The organism is Paraburkholderia oxyphila NBRC 105797, assembly GCF_000685075.1.
In the GTDB taxonomy this organism is placed as follows: Bacteria; Pseudomonadota; Gammaproteobacteria; order Burkholderiales; family Burkholderiaceae; genus Paraburkholderia; species Paraburkholderia oxyphila.
In genome coordinates this window covers 97,956-113,962 of sequence record NZ_BAYD01000013.1, presented here as the reverse complement: position 1 = coordinate 113,962, position 16,007 = coordinate 97,956, and the positions used below count along the sequence as shown (strand labels likewise).

13 protein-coding genes and 3 riboswitches are annotated in these 16,007 nt (G+C 62.9%); of the genes, 2 read left to right on the top strand and 11 right to left on the bottom strand.

All coding sequences use genetic code 11. From position 1 onward, the window contains the following. Nucleotides 1-551: 551 nt before the first annotated feature. Nucleotides 552-1,160 carry a YceI family protein gene (locus BO1_RS11885; protein WP_043284573.1) on the top strand — a complete coding sequence of 203 codons (609 nt, stop codon included), beginning with the start codon at nt 552-554 and terminating at the stop codon, nt 1,158-1,160. 296 nt (nt 1,161-1,456) lie between these two features. On the opposite strand, the gene BO1_RS56315 is transcribed toward BO1_RS11885, so the two are convergent. Together BO1_RS56315 and BO1_RS11875 are read right to left on the bottom strand one after the other, a co-directional pair. Further along, entirely contained in the window at nt 1,457-3,130 is a 1,674-nt protein-coding gene (locus BO1_RS56315) for a dynamin family protein (RefSeq protein WP_028217750.1), read from the bottom strand. Nucleotides 3,131-3,172: 42 nt separating this feature from the next. Continuing rightward, on the bottom strand, nt 3,173-3,496 hold the full coding sequence (locus tag BO1_RS11875; RefSeq protein ID WP_028217749.1) for an ACT domain-containing protein: 324 nt from the start codon (nt 3,494-3,496) through the stop codon (nt 3,173-3,175). Nucleotides 3,497-3,682: 186 nt separating this feature from the next. Further along, a riboswitch (Fluoride riboswitch) is annotated at nt 3,683-3,744 on the bottom strand. Between the two features lie 117 nt (nt 3,745-3,861). Then, nucleotides 3,862-3,934, top strand: a riboswitch (Fluoride riboswitch). 248 nt (nt 3,935-4,182) lie between these two features. Here BO1_RS11875 and BO1_RS11870 point away from each other — a divergent pair. Next, nucleotides 4,183-5,310 carry a hypothetical protein gene (locus BO1_RS11870; protein WP_028217748.1) on the top strand — a complete coding sequence of 376 codons (1,128 nt, stop codon included), beginning with the start codon at nt 4,183-4,185 and terminating at the stop codon, nt 5,308-5,310. A 634-nt stretch (nt 5,311-5,944) separates the two neighbouring features. On the opposite strand, the gene BO1_RS61995 is transcribed toward BO1_RS11870, so the two are convergent. From BO1_RS61995 to BO1_RS11820, 9 genes are all read right to left on the bottom strand, one after another. Beyond that, a complete protein-coding gene (locus BO1_RS61995) occupies nt 5,945-6,364 on the bottom strand; it encodes a hypothetical protein (protein WP_043284571.1) in 420 nt (139 codons plus the stop codon). A gap of 108 nt (nt 6,365-6,472) precedes the next feature. After that, on the bottom strand, nt 6,473-6,829 hold the full coding sequence (locus BO1_RS11855; protein WP_028217746.1) for a DUF190 domain-containing protein: 357 nt from the start codon (nt 6,827-6,829) through the stop codon (nt 6,473-6,475). 25 nt (nt 6,830-6,854) lie between these two features. After that, nucleotides 6,855-8,171: a voltage-gated chloride channel family protein gene (locus tag BO1_RS11850; RefSeq protein ID WP_028217745.1), complete on the bottom strand. Its 1,317-nt coding sequence runs from the start codon at nt 8,169-8,171 to the stop codon at nt 6,855-6,857. A 77-nt stretch (nt 8,172-8,248) separates the two neighbouring features. Beyond that, nucleotides 8,249-8,319, bottom strand: a riboswitch (Fluoride riboswitch). A gap of 161 nt (nt 8,320-8,480) precedes the next feature. Continuing rightward, nucleotides 8,481-10,475 (bottom strand): proton-conducting transporter transmembrane domain-containing protein, encoded by a 1,995-nt coding sequence (locus tag BO1_RS11845; RefSeq protein ID WP_043284569.1) that lies wholly within the window; start codon nt 10,473-10,475, stop codon nt 8,481-8,483. Continuing rightward, nucleotides 10,465-11,274, bottom strand: coding sequence for an NADH-quinone oxidoreductase subunit NuoB (gene nuoB / locus BO1_RS11840; protein ID WP_028217743.1), 810 nt, complete (start codon nt 11,272-11,274; stop codon nt 10,465-10,467). Before nuoB ends, BO1_RS11845 begins: the two co-directional genes overlap by 11 nt. 30 nt (nt 11,275-11,304) lie before the next feature. Continuing rightward, on the bottom strand, nt 11,305-12,792 hold the full coding sequence (locus BO1_RS11835; RefSeq protein WP_028217742.1) for a hydrogenase large subunit: 1,488 nt from the start codon (nt 12,790-12,792) through the stop codon (nt 11,305-11,307). Then, the gene (locus tag BO1_RS11830; RefSeq protein WP_043284567.1) at nt 12,789-14,267 is read right to left on the bottom strand and encodes a hydrogenase 4 subunit F; all 1,479 of its coding nucleotides are present in this window, start codon (nt 14,265-14,267) and stop codon (nt 12,789-12,791) included. The genes BO1_RS11835 and BO1_RS11830 overlap by 4 nt, the downstream gene beginning before the upstream one ends. Nucleotides 14,268-14,269: 2 nt before the next feature. Beyond that, nucleotides 14,270-14,977, bottom strand: a complete 708-nt coding sequence (locus BO1_RS11825) for a hydrogenase (protein WP_245643774.1) — start codon at nt 14,975-14,977, stop codon at nt 14,270-14,272. Beyond that, nucleotides 14,955-15,902: a respiratory chain complex I subunit 1 family protein gene (locus BO1_RS11820; protein WP_028217739.1), complete on the bottom strand. Its 948-nt coding sequence runs from the start codon at nt 15,900-15,902 to the stop codon at nt 14,955-14,957. Before BO1_RS11820 ends, BO1_RS11825 begins: the two co-directional genes overlap by 23 nt. Between the last annotated feature and the right edge of the window lie 105 nt (nt 15,903-16,007).

The following is a 16,007-nucleotide window of genomic DNA, read 5'->3' as shown; positions in this document are numbered from 1 at the left end:
CTGACGGAAATCGTCGTCGAAGTCGTGTTGCCCCGTATTCAGTCGGCGAGCGCATTGTTTCCTTCGATCACGACGGGCCTCCCCTGCCCGTAAGGCCGGAGCCAATGACAGCTCGAAGATGGCCATAATCGGAAGCGAGCGTTTCTTTGCGTATCAGTTGATGAGAGCGCTTGCCGCGCCTCTGGCAATATGGGCCGCAAGCTCTGTGGCTTCAGGAATGATGACCCGTGGGCTCACGCAGCAATCCCGGCGCCGCCGGAGACAACCGCAGAGGCGTGCTGGCCCGTACCCTGGTCGTCGGCATTCGGCCTGTGGCAAGGCCATAAGCACGCCAAACGCCGGCAGCATCGGATTGAAGCAGGCGGACCACACTTCACGGCGTTATCGGCGCCCAGCCATGCGCGGGCATTGGCATGCCGCTAAAGATATTGATGAGTGCGCTTCCAGAATCGATACAAAACTATGCTAGTTTCGTCTGAACGCCTCGTGCTTCACCGTCCTTCCCCGGGGCAAAACCGCCGGCCAAACCATGAGAACCCAGGAGGTCTGAAATGCGCCGATCCACGCTCGTCGCGACGGCATTGCTAGTCGCCGCTTCTCTCGTTGCCACCGCTGCCGAAGCCGCATGGCAGGTCGATAATGGCCAGTCGAGTTTCACCTTCGTGACGACCAAGGCCGGCGCGCCGGGCACTTCCGCAATCGAGGAAGTCCAGTCTTTCAGGCAGATCAGCGGCACGGTCGGCGACGATGGTGCCTTGCAGTTCGCTGTCGACCTCGCGAGTGTCGAAACAAACATCCCCCTGCGCAACGACCGCATCAAGCAAATGCTGTTCAAGGTAAGCGAACATCCGCAGGCCGTGTTTACCGGTTCTGTCGACGTCCACCGTCTCGACGCGCTGCCGCCGGGTGGATCCGACGACGTGGACGTAAGCGGTACGCTCGTCATCGCCGGGCAATCGAATCCCGTCGCCGCGCATCTACGCGTGGTAAAGCTGGAGCGCCATGCGCTGCTAGTCACCACCCGCACGCCAATCATCGTAAACCTGAAGGATTACGGCCTCCAGGACGGCGTCGAAGCACTGCGCTCAGTCATGAATCTGAACGTGCTGTCGGGCTCGGCGCCCGTCAGCTTTTCAGTCATGCTGCACGCGGACCACTGATCCCAGGCCGGCAGGGTCGACTGCCAGGCTCGTGACCATGCCGTCGCACATTGCCATCGCACCGAGCCCACCTGCTCTTTCAGTTGCCCCATCCGTAAGGCGTCCGGCCACCTACCGGGCACACGCATTGGTGTCGCGATAAGGCGTGGCGAGGGGAGGCACTACTTGGCAAACAGGAATCCCGATTTTATAAGCGAGTAAAATGGGTCGCGGCCAGCCGATTTCATTGTGCCCCCTTCCGTGATCACGCAAATCGCGGGTGTCATCAAATTGCAGATCGCGTGTGCCACCCCTGCTCACTCGTCGGTCCACGGCACGTGCACGTTGACCAGCCCCGCGATCAACTTGAGCGTCCTTTCTGCAGCGTCTGTCTCTTCGGCACTGGCAAGCTGCCTGCGTATGGCGTCATGCTTCGTCGCATAACGCCTCAGATCGTCTGCCAGCCTGGAGAGGATCGCTGCCTCGCGTGTGAGCACTCGCTCCGTCAGCCCAGCGTCACTCAGCCCGGCTATCAGGGCTGGGAGGTGCACCATGCAGATGCCGGACAATGAATCGACGCCATGGGTGGTGTCCTGCGCCAGACGGCCCGCAATCTCCTTGATCGTCGTCTGCAACGTCGCCATGCACAGTCGACACAACGCACATTCGTGCGTATCGGGCAGCACGTCCTTGCGATCGAGCACGTCCCGCAGCCCACCCGACGACGCGCGCGCCGCACGCTCCAACGTAGAGGACAGTGCTCCGAGCAGCGCGGGGTAACCAATCGCGATACCGCGTGGTGACGCAAGCGCCGCGAGCTGTCGTGTGTGCGTGACGCAGAGGCCCTTCGTCTGCGCATGCCGTGTCTGCGACTGCGCGCTGACGCTCAATTCATACTGGTACCGGCACAAGAAGTCGAAGCTGACGGACTGGATGCGCTCACAGATTTCGCAGGGCTGGAGAGTGTGCAGCGAGCCAAGATCAGTGTCGGAATCGGGAACGCGCGGACGTGGGTTGCGCACACTACCGCTGTCAGCTTCGAGCCGATGAAGGTACTCCTGAAGCTGGAGCGCTACCGCGGCAAATTCCGCGTCCGATGGATCCATTCGGGTGACATTCAGGATCCGTTCGCAAAAGCTCGCCAGAAAGGCACGCCGCTTGCCCTCTACAAGAAAGCTGACCAGGGCGCCTTCGAGTTCAGCCACACCGCTTTCCCGCAGCGCTTCGGGATCGCCCCGGAACTTGGCGGCAAGGCCATCACGCGCGGAAACGGAAAAAGGCGGCGAGGGACGCGGTCCAAGGACCCGTTGCAACGTCTCGTGCACATAGGCGAGCCCTTCTTCACGCTGCGCCTGCGTCACGGTGTCCTGCTTGTTTAGTACCATGAATACATGGCGGTCGTACCGGGCGGCCAGGCGCAACACGGCAAATTCCTCTTCCGACAGTGGACTGTCATAGCTGGTCACCACCAGCATCGCGTCGGCTTCCGGGAGGAAGGACTCGGTCGTGCGCGTGTTCTCCGCGATCGCTGATCCCAGACCGGGTGTATCGACGAATCGGAACCCTCGCCGCAGGAGTTCGGCGGGCAACTGCACCTCCGCGGTCCTGACGCCGCGCACATTGCCTGGATTGCCACGTTGTGTAGTGAACTGTGGAAGCTCGTCGAGCTCAATAGCCTTCTCCAGATGCCGACCTTCGTAGTGGATGATGACTTTCTCAGTACTGCCATAGACAACGGCGGTGATGACCGATGTGAGCGGGAGAATACCGGTCGGCAAGCGCTCCATGCCAATCAGGGCATTCATCAGCGAACTCTTGCCGCGTCCAAAGCGACCGACCACGGCGAGGTTGAACCGGTCTTCCGCGAGGCGAACGAACAGATCCCGAATCCTCTCACCGGTCGGCTCACCCTTGGCCTTTGCCGCCTCCGACAAGGCGCGCAGCATGCCGGCGAGCTCAAACTTTGCGTTTTCGTACTCACGCAGGTTCATCGTGTTTCCCTCCGTTTCGCAACGGCGAGGGCATCCGCCCGCTCACAACTGGCGCAATGCCTGCACGATCCTGTCGATATCAGACTGCGAGTCCGCCGCGATGTACGCGACGAACTCGTGACCAATTGTCGACGCGGTGAAGCCGTGCAAGTTGATGCCGAGTCCGGCGATCATGCCAGGCAAGCCCGCCACAAGCCCTGTACGGTTGTGCCCGCAGACACGGATTGCGTGAATGTGTTCGGGTATATGGAAGCCTGCATGCGCTGCCGCGGCGTCATCAAGCGCATCAAGTGCATGCGCCAGCCACTCGGGTTGATCCGCAATGTTCGCCTCCCAGACTTCGATGCGTTGTCCGTCGAGTTCCATCCGCCTTCCCTCGCAGTGTTTGCGCGACCATCGCAATGAAACGACTGCAGCAGGGACAACAGGACGTCTGGCAGTGGCCGGGGCACGCATGAACGGCTGGGCCGGCACACCGGAGGCGCGGCCACGTGCAGGGGGCACAATCTGGCCGAAAGGGAACTGGTGGTCGTGCCAGTGCCGCCTTCGAACAGGCCAGCAGGCATCATCAGCCCGGGCGGGCGGTCAGGGAGAATGCCATCTCCACCAGTGTTCATGAATATTATCGCCGCTTGATGTGCGTCGCAATGTGTTTGCGGGGACCCGCGCGAAAGCGAAAGGCACCGCGCATCGCTCCCCGCATTGCAGTACCGTTTCGATCTGCGCTAGACTGTCCGGGAGGAGATGGCATCCTCCCTCGAACTGCCGCGCTTTTTCTGCGCGACTGATGATGCCTACGGACCCCTGGGGGGGACGCCGTAGGCTGTCTGCCAGTGCCATCCCCCAGGTCACGTAAGCAGACCCTGAACGTGACGGCCATGCCCTCCTTGCGATCCTCCCTGTCCGACGGTGCCGCTCCGTGCGACAACCATTTCGTCGTTCCAGGCACCCGCCTCGCAGATTTGACGCCCCCTGCCGTTGCCGCTGGGGGTCCTGAATGTGTTATCTGCGCGCGGCTTGCCGATGCGGACGGGCGATATTTCGGACGTCTGATGCGCGATGCACGCGCACGGGCGGCACTCGCGCAGACCATCGCGACGAGCATGGGATTCTGTCCGGATCATGCAGCCATGATCGCATCGCCTGACAGCAAGGTGCCACGTGAACTGGAGGCAACCATTCGTGAAGGGGGCCGCCATCTGGCCTCGTTGCTTGAGCGCACGGCCCTGCAGGACGAACTGCTCCAGGACATTCTGTTCAATGCGCGCGGGCGCTGTCCGGCCTGCATATACTTTCACCGCAGCGAAGGACGCGCCGTGGCCCGCGTGCTACGCGGCCTCGAAAACGACGGCAAGCGCGCCTCCCTGCCACCACTGTGCTTCGTCCACACCCAGCTCCTTGTCCAGCGTACGGAACCGCCCCTGCGCGGTCGTCTCGTGCGCCAGTTGCGCGACCTGGCCCGCACGGCGATCACGACGCTCGACACACCGCCGGAGATTCGCTCCGATGACCGCGTCACTGCCCTGCAAGGTGTTCTTTACCCACTCGCGCGCGACGGGGTGCCCCGATCGGATACGCTCTGTGCGTGCCCGGTCTGCGAGGCGATCCGCATTGCGCGGGGCCAATGGCTGATGGCCGCCGCAGAAAACGTGCGTCTTGAACAACCTGGGTGGATTACGCTTCCGACCTGCCGCAACCACCTGCTGCTCTGCCTCGCGCAGGCAGACCGAGGCCTGCAGCGTGCGGCGCTTCAGCGCTATCTCCAGACCGCGCTGCCCGGTCGTCCGGCGACCACCGCGCCGGGACCCGGCGAACGACCTAAACGACGTCGACGCAGCAAACTTCGTTGGTTCAACGCGGTCGGCGGCAGCGCGGCCCAGGCGAACGGTACGGCGTGCGCGCGTGAAGCGCTCCAGCGCGAGGCGTGCCCCGGCTGCGCCACAGAAGAAATTGCGGCGCGCAGGGCCATTGCCCAATTGGTCCGGAACGTGTCCCGCGCGCAGCCCAACGAAGACGCGCCGCCGGTCACCTCAGGGGTGTGCCTCAAGCACTTCGCGGAAGCCCTGATTTACGCATCGAACCCGGGTATCGAGCGCCGGCTGAGCACAGCGCTATGCCATTTCCTGCGCCCGGTACGGCCACTTCCCGACGTTCGCCCTTGCCCTGCGGATCGCAGCTGATAGTTGCCGACCAGACATTGCGAGCAGGCAAAGACCCGATAACATCAGATAGGCACGTGCAAGTCGCGCAAAAAACCGGTCCAGCAGAAACGCGCCGCCTGAACTCGCTCGCCATCAACTACGGCTACGCCGGTCCCCACGAACACATCGATGAAGGCGAACTGGACGCTCGCCGTTGCCGCTGCGGCGCTATGCATTGGGACCGGCCACGCATCGGCTCAAGAGTTCGGGCTGTACAGCGGACCGTTGACGGGTGAGCATAGCCATTCCTACGCATGGTCGCTCGACTATACGGAGGGATTCGGCCGGTACCTCGCCGGCAGTATCACGTGCCTTGACGAAGGACATATTCGCGATCATCAACGAGATGGTCCGCTCATGCAGGTATGGGGCGGATGTCCACTCGCCCAAGGGAGGTTCGTCATCGCTCCCGGTGTGGGCCCCTATCGTTACTTTGACACCGAGGCCACCGAACAAGGCCTTGGCTACTCGAATACGCACGGCTGGGGCGTCGTCTACAGCGGGCGCGCCACGTGGTATTCATCGGCGTTGGATAGCGAATCTGCAACTCAATCACGTGCAGGTAACGAGGGGGCCCTCGACTACTGCGGTCATGCTCGGCGTCGGCTACCAGTTAGACGCACCGGATACGCCGGGCACTCGCGACTTCGCGTTGCCGCACGCGCAAGGTCACGAACAATGAAGTGACCTTGATGGCGGGCGCATCGATCTTGAACAGCCTTGATCCGCAAGTATTGGCGGCAGAGGCTCGTGAATCCCGAAGGCCCGGCCATATCCGCCGATGCGCTTTGCGGCGCTGGCAAGCATCACGTCCCGCGGCGGATTGCGAATGGCCTTGCCCATAACCGAGCAGTTCGCCAAAGCCGACAACCATCCCGATGATCGTGGCCGACGCCCCCATTGTGGCGAGCCACGGGCCAAGGACACTGCGCGCGCCCTCATAGGTAAAGTCCGCGAAAAAGCTCAGGACACCGACGAGAAGGACTAAGCGCATGGCGCGCCTCTCCGCCAGACCTCCACGGGTGTCCTTCACATCGGCCTCCACAAATCACGGGGGAATGCCGTGCCGGTCCTTCGCATCAGCACCGCTTCGGGTGTAGCTGGATGTGCAACAGCACGAGCCAGTGGCCCGGGCAACGATTCAGCCCTCGACCGCCGCTTTTTCACAGGGAAGAAACACGGCGCGCACGTTTTGAAGGCCCTGGCCGTGCGTGCCCCAGAACGCCCTCACCTTGCTCTCCAGGTCGATCAGCTCGATGCAATGCGGAAAGCGGTGATGCGCTACTTCGACATGCTCATGATGGAGCCTGTCCCCGTTCAGATAACCCGCGTGGACACGGTGCAGCACGGCCTGCTCGATACCCGCGCGCTTCGCGTGATTGAGCAGATGGCGTGCGAGACTCGGGCGCGTGAGGCGCTGCCAGAAGCGTTTCGGATGTTGCACATGAGCGCGCTCGGAATGATGGAAATACAGGCGAAGCGAAATCAGCTTGGACATGATGTTCTGGAAACTGGTATGGGGGTCACGACTGGCTCGGCGAAGCCGCTGCGGCGGCTGCACGACGCGCGCGCCGAAGCGCTGGAATATCAGAAAGACGCATTCCCGCAGGCAGCAGCGGGTGTTTTGCGTGGCCGACGCGCTGGGCGCGATAGATGCCCGTATGCCCGGAAAAGAGATAGGCCACGACACAGGCGAGCGCCGCGTAGACCGCAATGTCCGAGCCGAACAACTCGATGGCCATGATGGTTGATGCGATCGGCGTGTTTGCAGCACCGGCGAACACGGCAACGAAGCCCAGACCCGCAAGCACCGGAATCGGCAACGCGAGCACATGACCCAGCGCATTACCAAGCGTCGCGCCGATGTAGAAGAGCGGCGTCACCTCGCCACCCTTGAAGCCGGACGCGAGTGTGACAGCCGTAAAGGCGAACTTGCCGGCGAAGTCGTAGACCGGCAGCGGTCCGTTGAACGCCTGAACAATCGTGGGAATTCCCAGCCCCAGATACTGCGGGACGTTCAGGACGACGCCCGCCACCGCAACGACTGCGCCACCCACGAGCGGTCTCGCCGGGGCGTAGGCGATCTTGCGCTTGATGAATGCGGACAAGGCGTGCGTCGAGTCTGCGAACAGCATGCCCACCGCGCCAAAGGCAATCCCCGCCACGATGACCGAGCCCACGCCCAGCGCCGTCACGGAGGGAATGACCGGAATGCTGTATACGGTGTGATGGATGCCCCAGGCACGGCACACCTGATCGGCCACGAGCGACGACGCGATACAGGCAAGCAGTGCGTCGTAACGCAGGCGGCCGATGGCCAGCACCTCGAGTCCAAAGATCGCGCCGGCCAGCGGCGTGCCGAATACGGAGGAGAAGCCCGCCGCGATGCCGCCCATCAGGAGAATCCGGCGTTCCTCGCGATCGAGCCCAAAGAGGGCCGTCACCTGATCGGCGAGTGCCCCGCCCATCTGGACAGCCGTGCCTTCACGGCCCGCGGATCCGCCAAACAGGTGAGTGACCACCGTCGCGATCAGCACGAGCGGAGCCATGCGCTTGGGAACGATCTTTTGCGGATCGTGGATTTCGTCGATCAGCAGGTTGTTACCCCCTTCGACCGATTTGCCCACACGATGATAGACCCAGCCCATGGCGAAGCCCGCCAACGGCAAAAGCCATAGCAGCCAGGGATTGTCGAGGCGGATATCGGTTGCGCGATCAAGCGCGTAGAGGAAGACGGCGGATGCGGTGCCGGCAAGTGCACCGAGTATGCAGGACAGGAGCAGCCAGCGCGCCATGTACGGCAGCATCGCGACCTGCTCGAGAGACTTCAGGTTTTTCATGTTTTCCAGGTTTGAAACGTCATCAAACCTGGGCGACGGGGGCACCGCACGGACGACCTACGACCTCCTTCACCCAGGAACTCGTAGGCATCATCAGCCGCTAAAAGGACGCGGCGGTTAAGGGAGGCATGCCATCTCCGAAAGCCCGGCGATTGTAAGGGACGATGTGCCCTCCTGCAACCCGGGTGTCGCAGAAAGGACGCACAAACCGCCCTGCCGCGCGCCGATTGCGCACGGTTAGAGAGCCGCGAGAGCAGACTGGCGAGCCCGCCCTTTGAGGCTCTGCGGCGGGGCCTGGGGAGGACGACACTACAGGAGCGTGAGGAACAGGATCGCGATCAGCAATCCTCCTATCAATGCGAGATAAAAATTCAGGTCGCCCGACTGCAGGGCGCGCAGCGTCTCCGCGCATCGGTTCACAATCCGTACCGCAGGGTCGAACAGGTGCCGTTCGAACAGATCCGTCACGCCTGCGGCAAACACCAGGCGCTTTATGAAGTACTCGCGCTGCTCATGCTCGCGCGTCGTACTGATGGTGGGCTGGTACACGAAGCTATAGAACGTACGCATCGCATTCGAGAACGTCAGTGCGGTGGTCATGGCGTCGCGCGGGTTCGTCGTCATGCCACCAAACCACACTGGAACACGCCTGACTGCGCGGCGCCTCGTCAGCCATAGCAGTGCGACAGGCACAATGGCGAGCAGCGGCATCACGATGATGAGCTTCGACGGCGAGATGAAGGCGAACTTGTCAGTCAGGGGAACCAGCAGCCACCCGGCGACCATCGCCTGTGGGCTGTTGGCGTTGAACAGCGCCTGGGCGTCCGCTGCGAGCGCGTTCAGCCAGAGGGGTGCGCCGACTGCCACCGCAAGCACGCAAAGGCCCAGAATGCCGACCGAGATGGCGTTTGTCCGGGGCACCAGCGGCGTGACGTCGACATCCGGCAATCCCAGCAAGCCCAGCCCGAACAGCTTGACGAAGGTGGCCAGCGCGACGGCCGCGGCCAGCGCGAGCCCGGCGCCGGCGAGCACCAGCACCAGCCGTCCGACAAACGACGAAAGGTGGAAGCCCTGAAACACGGACTGGAACACATACCATTCACTGACGAAGCCGGCCTGCGGCGGAATCGACGCGAGACTCATCACCGAAAACACGGCACCGAGCCCGAGGAGAAAACCGCTACGCTTGAGCCATCCGTGCTGGACGATGTCGTAATTGCCTGATGCAAGGAAAACGCCGTCCGCGGTCAGGAAAAGCGCGCCCTTGGCCAGCGCGTGACCCGCAAGATGAAGTAGCGCCACCGTCCACGCGAGCCCGGCCAGATCCGGGAGATGGTCGGCACGAAAAAGCTGCGTGACGCCAAGCATGACGATGGCAATCGAAGCGTTCTCCGCCGACGAGTAGCTCAGCAACGCGCGCCAGTCATCCTGCTGGAACGCAAAGAGCACCGCCAGGATCGCACTGATGACGCCCGCTGCGATGGCGATCACGCCCAGGCCGATCGCCGTATCAGGATGAACGGCCACATTGAGCCAGATGTTCCAGCCACGGCTCAAGGCAAAGTACGCGGCATTGAGCACGACACCCGAGAACAGCGCACCCGTTGCGCCACTGCCGCTTGAATAGGCCCGTGGAAACCATTCATAGAAGGGCAGCAAGCCGAGCTTCGCACCGAACCCGACCAGCAGCGCAATGCCCGCAAACCAGGACACCACATCGGTGGATGTCGTCGCGCCGCCGGCGAAACTGCCAAACCCGATGCCACCGGCTGCATGGTCGAGCACGATGATCGCAAAGACCAGCGCGACTGCTCCCACCTCCAGTAGCGCGAGCATCAGCAAGATCGGCTTCGCTTCGTTCTCCTCTGCTCGTTCTCCCGCAAGCATCAGTGCGCCGCCGAGGCTCATGACCTCCCACGCCACCAGCAGCGAAGTGCCGTCCTGCAGGCCCACCACGCCGAGTGCGCCGAGCAGGCTGAATGCCGCGCCTGAATACCAGCGCCCTGAGCGACCCGCGAGCGGAGAGCCCAGCCAGCAGGCGAAGATCGCCGGGACAAGACCGAAGCCCAGCAGCCATAAACCCGACGGTTCGACTGCGAATGAGACGGGATGAGACGCCAGCGAGATACCCAGCGCTACGGGCGGCGTGCCCAGCGGCAAGGCGACAATGCACGCGAGCATGCCGAGCAGGCAGCCCGCGCCAAGCAGTGCACGCGCCACGCGGTGCATGACCCGCACCGGAGACAGGATGGCGGCCAGCACCCACACCGCGACCGCCAGGCCAAGCAACGGGTTAGCGTTCAATCCGGCCTCCCCTCATTCGCTGTTGTGCTCGCCCAACGATCATCAATAGCGCGTGAATCAACGCTGCCGGATTGGGCGGACAACCGGGAAGATAGATATCGACAGGCACGACACCGTCAAGTCCGGTGCACGAAGCGTAATTTCCGCCTGAGACGCCCCCCGAAACCGCGCAAGTACCCGTCGCGATGACCCAACGGGGCTGCGGCATCGCTTCCCATGTCTCGAGAAGGGGCCCGTGCATCGCTTTCGTGACCGGTCCCGTGACCAGTAACACGTCTGCAAAACGGGGGGACGGTGTAAAGAAAATGCCCAGCCGGTGCAGGTTGTAGAACGGATTGTTCAACGCCTGAAGCTCGGACTCGCAGCCGTTGCACGACCCCGCGTCCACGTGCCGGATATGCAGACTGCGGCCGAAGGCGCGACGCCCGCGCTCCACGACCTCGCGGGGGATCCGTTCGCTCATTGCCTCGTCCCATTTGAGGTCGAGCCGCTCGCTGACGCCAAGTGCCCAGTCCGCCGATTCCGTAAAGGCTCCCGTCGGGCAAACTTCCGTGCAGCGCTGGCACACGATGCAGCGTCCCCAGTCGACTTCCGGCGTCGTTGTCGTGTGCTCCGCTGGCTTGAGGCTGATGGCGTGCGTCACGCAGGCCAGGACGCACGCGTCGCAGTGCGGCCGGCATTTCGACGGGTCGTAGCGTGGCATGCCCAGCACGCCCTGCTGCCCGTCCTCGTCACCCTTTAACGGCCAGTCCGTGCTCGCACTGCCTTCCTTGAGTCCAAACCAGGTCCAGAGTGACATGGTGCACGTTCCTCGAAATGCCTGTACCGGCTAGCGGGCGCAGCCCGAAATCGTCAGGCCAAAACTGGCCTCGTTGATGGCGTAGTCCATCATGTTGCTGTCGTGCACGGTCGACGGAAAAACACGCCAGTTCGCGAACGACGGAGACTTGATTTTCACGCGCAGCAGCCGCCCCTGCGCGTCGAGATGCACGGCATACAGGACCGTACCGCGCGGGGATTCCGACCATCCCAGTCCCTCTGCGCCCTTCGGGGGTACGCATGCGGCAGATAACGGGCCCTCTGGCGGGCCCTCGACAATGGCCCTGTCGACGAGCGCAATACTGGCGCGCAACTCGGCGATGCGAACCCGCATCCGCGCGGCAGCATCGCCCTCCTGTGCCACCGCAACCTCGGGCTGCAGCGTACGATACGCCGCGTACGGATGGTCCCGCCGCAAGTCGCGATCCACGCCTGAGGCGCGCTCAATGGGCCCGGTCGCACCCTGGTCGAATGCGAGCTGCTGGCTCAATGGCGCCGTGGAGATCAGGCGATCCAGGTGACTGGTGGTTCTTTCGATCAGCCCGATGTACTGATCGATCTGCGGCTTCAATGCCTTCAGTCCTTCATTGACTGTCCGGAGATCCAGGTCATGCCTCACGCCACCTGGCCACACGAGGCTGCGCAGAAAACGGCTACCGCTGGCGCGAGCGTTGATCTGCTTGGCCCGCTCCTCGAGCAGTTTGCCCTGTGCCTCGCCAACCTTCAGTGTGGTCGTATGGCACAGGTGGCCCAGATAGTGGAGGTGGTTGTAGATGCGCTCGAGTTCCGCCGCGATCAGCCGGATCCACCGGGCCCGGTGTGGCACTTCGCACTCCGCAGCATCTTCGATGGCCTGGACATAGGCGATCGTGTGCGCCACGCTGTCGATCCCCGTCACCCGTTCCGCAAGCAAGGTGGCCGAGCCGACGTCCATGCCCTCAAACTGCTTTTCCATGCCCCGATGTTTGAGAAACAGGTTCGGGTGATAGTGCAGGATCCCTTCGCCCAGATAGTAGAAAATGAACTGCGCGGACTCCAGCACGTCGGCCCGCACCGGCCCGAAGGGCAGCAGTTGCACATGCTTGCCCGATACCGCCGGCAGGGACGGTGCGGGCAGCTTTGCCGCAATGCTCTCGCCTTGTGCGGTGGCAGGCTCGAGGGGGCCCCGGTCGATGTGCGGCAGAAATGCCGTAAGCAACCGTTCGGGCTCCGGGTGCCCCGAAAACGCGACGCCGCTCATTTCCATGACTTCACGCTCGTGCCAGCCCAGCAGTGGACTGATCGCGGCCAGGCTTGGCGCCGGGCGCCCGTTCACCTGCACGCGCCAGCCATGGAACTTCTCCTGGCCGGGCAAGGTGGCGACGTAGCGTAGCTCTGCGTCCGATGCAGGCGGGAACCACGCATAAACGCCCTGAAATCGCCCGCCGGCAGCCACCAGAGCCCGCGCACGCGCCACGAGCTCGTCTACCGGCAGCGTGACGTACTCACAGTTCTTCATCGCGCGCCTCCACCCAGGTTCGCTGCGACGACCTCGAAATAGCGCCACAATTCCTGCGGCCACCAAATGCCAAGCACGAATACGGGCAGCAGTGCCATCCACATCGGTACCGTCATCCAGGTGCTCACCTCGACATCATTGGTGACGGGCGCGGGAGCGGCAACCGGCGTCCGGGTGCCAAAATACATGGTCCGAAAGTGATTCAGGAACCCGATAAAGATCACGATCAGGAGCAGCAACATCACGATAACGGCCCAGGCGTTGGGCGTGGCGAACCCCGCGCGCATCAGCGCCAGTTCGCTCAGGAAGAGACCAAAGGGGGGCGCGCCCGTGATCGCGACTGCCCCCGCGATCCACAAGGCGCCCGTTACCGGAAAGCGGGACCAGACGCCCCGGATCGAATCGATGTCCTTGGTTCCATAAGCCCGCATCACATTGCCGGCGCCGAAGAACATCAGCGACTTGTTCAATGAATGGTTGAGCATGTGATACAGCACCGCGGCGATGGCGAGCGGGCCGCCGAACCCGAATCCGAGTGCCAGCACCCCCATGTGCTCGACGCTCGAATACGCCATGAGCCGCTTGATCCCCTGCTGCCGCACAATGAACAACGCGGCGACGAACAGCGAAAAAGCACCGAACGCGACGAGCACGGTCCGCGGGAGCATGGATCCGCTCGCCGCATCCGTAATCGTCAGGAAGCGTGCGACGCCGAGCATCGCCGTGTTCAAAAGCGCCCCGGAGAGCATGGCCGAGACAGGCGCTGGCCCTTCGCTATGGGCGTCAGGTAACCAGGTGTGCATGGGCGCCAACCCGGCCTTGGTCCCATATCCGACCAGCACGAGCAGAAAGGCCATCTGCGTGAGCGCGGGACTCATGCGGGGCGCGGCGTGACGCAGGGTGTCCCAGGTCATATCGTAGGTGGGACCGAGGACGAGACTGCCCGACCAGTAAAAGAGCACCGTGCCCAGCAGCGCCAGGCTGATGCCAGCCGACACGACGATGATGTATTTCCAGGCCGCCTCGATCGCTTCCTGCCCCCGCTCGAAACCGACCAGGAATGTGCTCACCAGGGTCGTCAGCTCGATCGCGATCCAGTAGACGCCGATATTGTTCATCAGCGGCCCGCAGATCATTGTCGCGGCGAACAGCGCAAACAGCGCGTAAAAGCCGGGGAGGCGTGCCTCTTCCTCGCGAAGCAGACGCATATAGCCGACGGCGTAGATCGAGGCCAGGCAGTAGACCACGCACGTACACACGAGCGTCCAGGCACCGAGCGCATCGAACAGCACGTAACCGTTGATAAAGGTCCGGGTGCCGTCGACATGGATCACCAGCCACAGGGAGGCGATGAGGCACACGACGGCCGCCGCGAGATTGGCATATTCGGCGACGCGCCCATGCTGGCTCGCTCCGGCAATCGCGGCGGACAGTATGGGTGCGACCACAACTATAACGAGCCACGCTTCGATCATGATCACCCCACCAGGCGCCGGAGCTCACGGCTACTCGTGCTACCCACGTGGGCAACAAGATAACGAACGAGCACACCAAAGCTCACCACGATGACGAGCAGATCGAACAACAGAACCAGTTCGATCAGGAGCGGCATACCGGGGACCAGAATCTGCGAACCGAGAAAAATGCCGTTTTCAAGAACGAGCAGGCCCAGCACCTGGCTGATCGCTTCCTGTCGCACGGCAAGCATCAGAAAGCCAATGAGCTTCATCGACAGCATGACCGTCAGCGCAAGCACGACGACGGTGCCACCCAGACCCAGTGCGTCGCCCAGATGATTCGACACGACGAAGGCGAAGAGCACCAGCAGCGCGCCGAGCACAAGGCACGAACTCGGTTGCAGGGTGAGGTGCACTTCCCGCTCCACAGACAGGCGCGCAATGATCCGCCAGATCAGGTACGGCAGGACAAGCCCACGAAAGAGCGCGGTGAGCACGGCGACGAGATAGAGCTCGTGGTAGTTGCCGTAGTAGCCGACCGTGCCCGAGAGAATTGCGATCAGCCACGATTCCGCCGTAAAGGCCAGCAGGTAATCCTTGAGCCAGCGGGACCCGAGCATGACGAACGCGAGCAACAGACTGCCGATCGCCAGAAGGCTGAACAGGGAGGCCGCCAGAGGACTCAGGTGGGCAAGGAGCATCGGATCACCGTAGCTGGTTTGCAGCAATCGCCAGCACCGCGAGCATGAACGATGCTGCGAGCGGCTCCTGGTAGCGGAAAAAACGCAGGCGTGACTGCGCCGTCTCAACGAGGACGATCGCCAGCACCACGACGAGCATCCGGGCGAACAAGCCCGCTGCGGCGCCGAGCGCCCCGATCGCCGTACCGTGCTGCGAAAGTCCCCAGGGCAAGGTGAGTACGTTGCAGAAGATCGTGAACAGGATGAACTGCTTCATCATCGATGCCCACTTCAGCAGTGCAAGGAGGGGGCCCGAGTATTCGAGGATGCGTGCCTCCTCGATCATGTACACCTCGATATGCGTGCTCGAATGGATGGGCAGACGGTCTGTTTCGACAAGCAGGAGCACGAAGAAAGCGAAAACGAGAAAGAGATGCGCCGGACTCCAGTACACCGAGGGCTGCTGGACCAGCAGGTGATTGACCACGAACGGCAGCATCGACTTTGCGAGCAACGTGATGCCTACGAGCACGAGGATCAACGTCGGCTCGGCCAGGATGCCGAGCATCACTGAACGGCTCGATCCGATGCCGCCATAGGCACTCCCCGAGTCGAGGCCCGCCAGGACGATTGCAAAGGAACCCAGGGTGAGAATGAGCCCGCCGCCGAGAATGTCACCCATATCGGAAAGGGGCAGCGGGAAATCGGTGAGGACCGGAATCAGGATGGGCACCGTCATCATGCAGGTAAACGCCACGATCGGTGCGCACCAGAAGATCCACGACGCCGTGTCGGGCACAACAATCTGCTTGAGGAAGAGTTTGCGCAAATCGCGGTAGGGCTGGAATATCCCCGGCCCGCGTCCGCGCTGGATGCGTTCCTCCCATTGCAGGATCATCCCCTGCAGCAGCGGTGACAGCGCGAGCACGGTGACCACCTGGGCGATCTGCAGCAGGACGTCGCGCGCACTCATGGCCGCGCTCCGACGCCGCCAGGGGCATATACGCCGACCTGCAGCAGGCCACGCCCATACGCCGGCAACGGATGCCTGGTACGCAGGGGGTTGCAAAGGTCAACG

What these genes read in the sequence shown, in the direction of transcription:
- BO1_RS11885 (WP_043284573.1), top strand. Translation starts at nt 552, where the DNA reads ATGCGCCGATCCACGCTCGTCGCGACGGCATTGCTAGTCGCCGCTTCT.
- BO1_RS56315 (WP_028217750.1), bottom strand. Translation starts at nt 3,130, where the DNA reads ATGAACCTGCGTGAGTACGAAAACGCAAAGTTTGAGCTCGCCGGCATG.
- BO1_RS11875 (WP_028217749.1), bottom strand. Translation starts at nt 3,496, where the DNA reads ATGGAACTCGACGGACAACGCATCGAAGTCTGGGAGGCGAACATTGCG.
- BO1_RS11870 (WP_028217748.1), top strand. Translation starts at nt 4,183, where the DNA reads ATGCGCGATGCACGCGCACGGGCGGCACTCGCGCAGACCATCGCGACG.
- BO1_RS11855 (WP_028217746.1), bottom strand. Translation starts at nt 6,829, where the DNA reads ATGTCCAAGCTGATTTCGCTTCGCCTGTATTTCCATCATTCCGAGCGC.
- BO1_RS11850 (WP_028217745.1), bottom strand. Translation starts at nt 8,171, where the DNA reads ATGAAAAACCTGAAGTCTCTCGAGCAGGTCGCGATGCTGCCGTACATG.
- nuoB (WP_028217743.1), bottom strand. Translation starts at nt 11,274, where the DNA reads ATGTCACTCTGGACCTGGTTTGGACTCAAGGAAGGCAGTGCGAGCACG.
- BO1_RS11835 (WP_028217742.1), bottom strand. Translation starts at nt 12,792, where the DNA reads ATGAAGAACTGTGAGTACGTCACGCTGCCGGTAGACGAGCTCGTGGCG.
- BO1_RS11830 (WP_043284567.1), bottom strand. Translation starts at nt 14,267, where the DNA reads ATGATCGAAGCGTGGCTCGTTATAGTTGTGGTCGCACCCATACTGTCC.
- BO1_RS11820 (WP_028217739.1), bottom strand. Translation starts at nt 15,902, where the DNA reads ATGAGTGCGCGCGACGTCCTGCTGCAGATCGCCCAGGTGGTCACCGTG.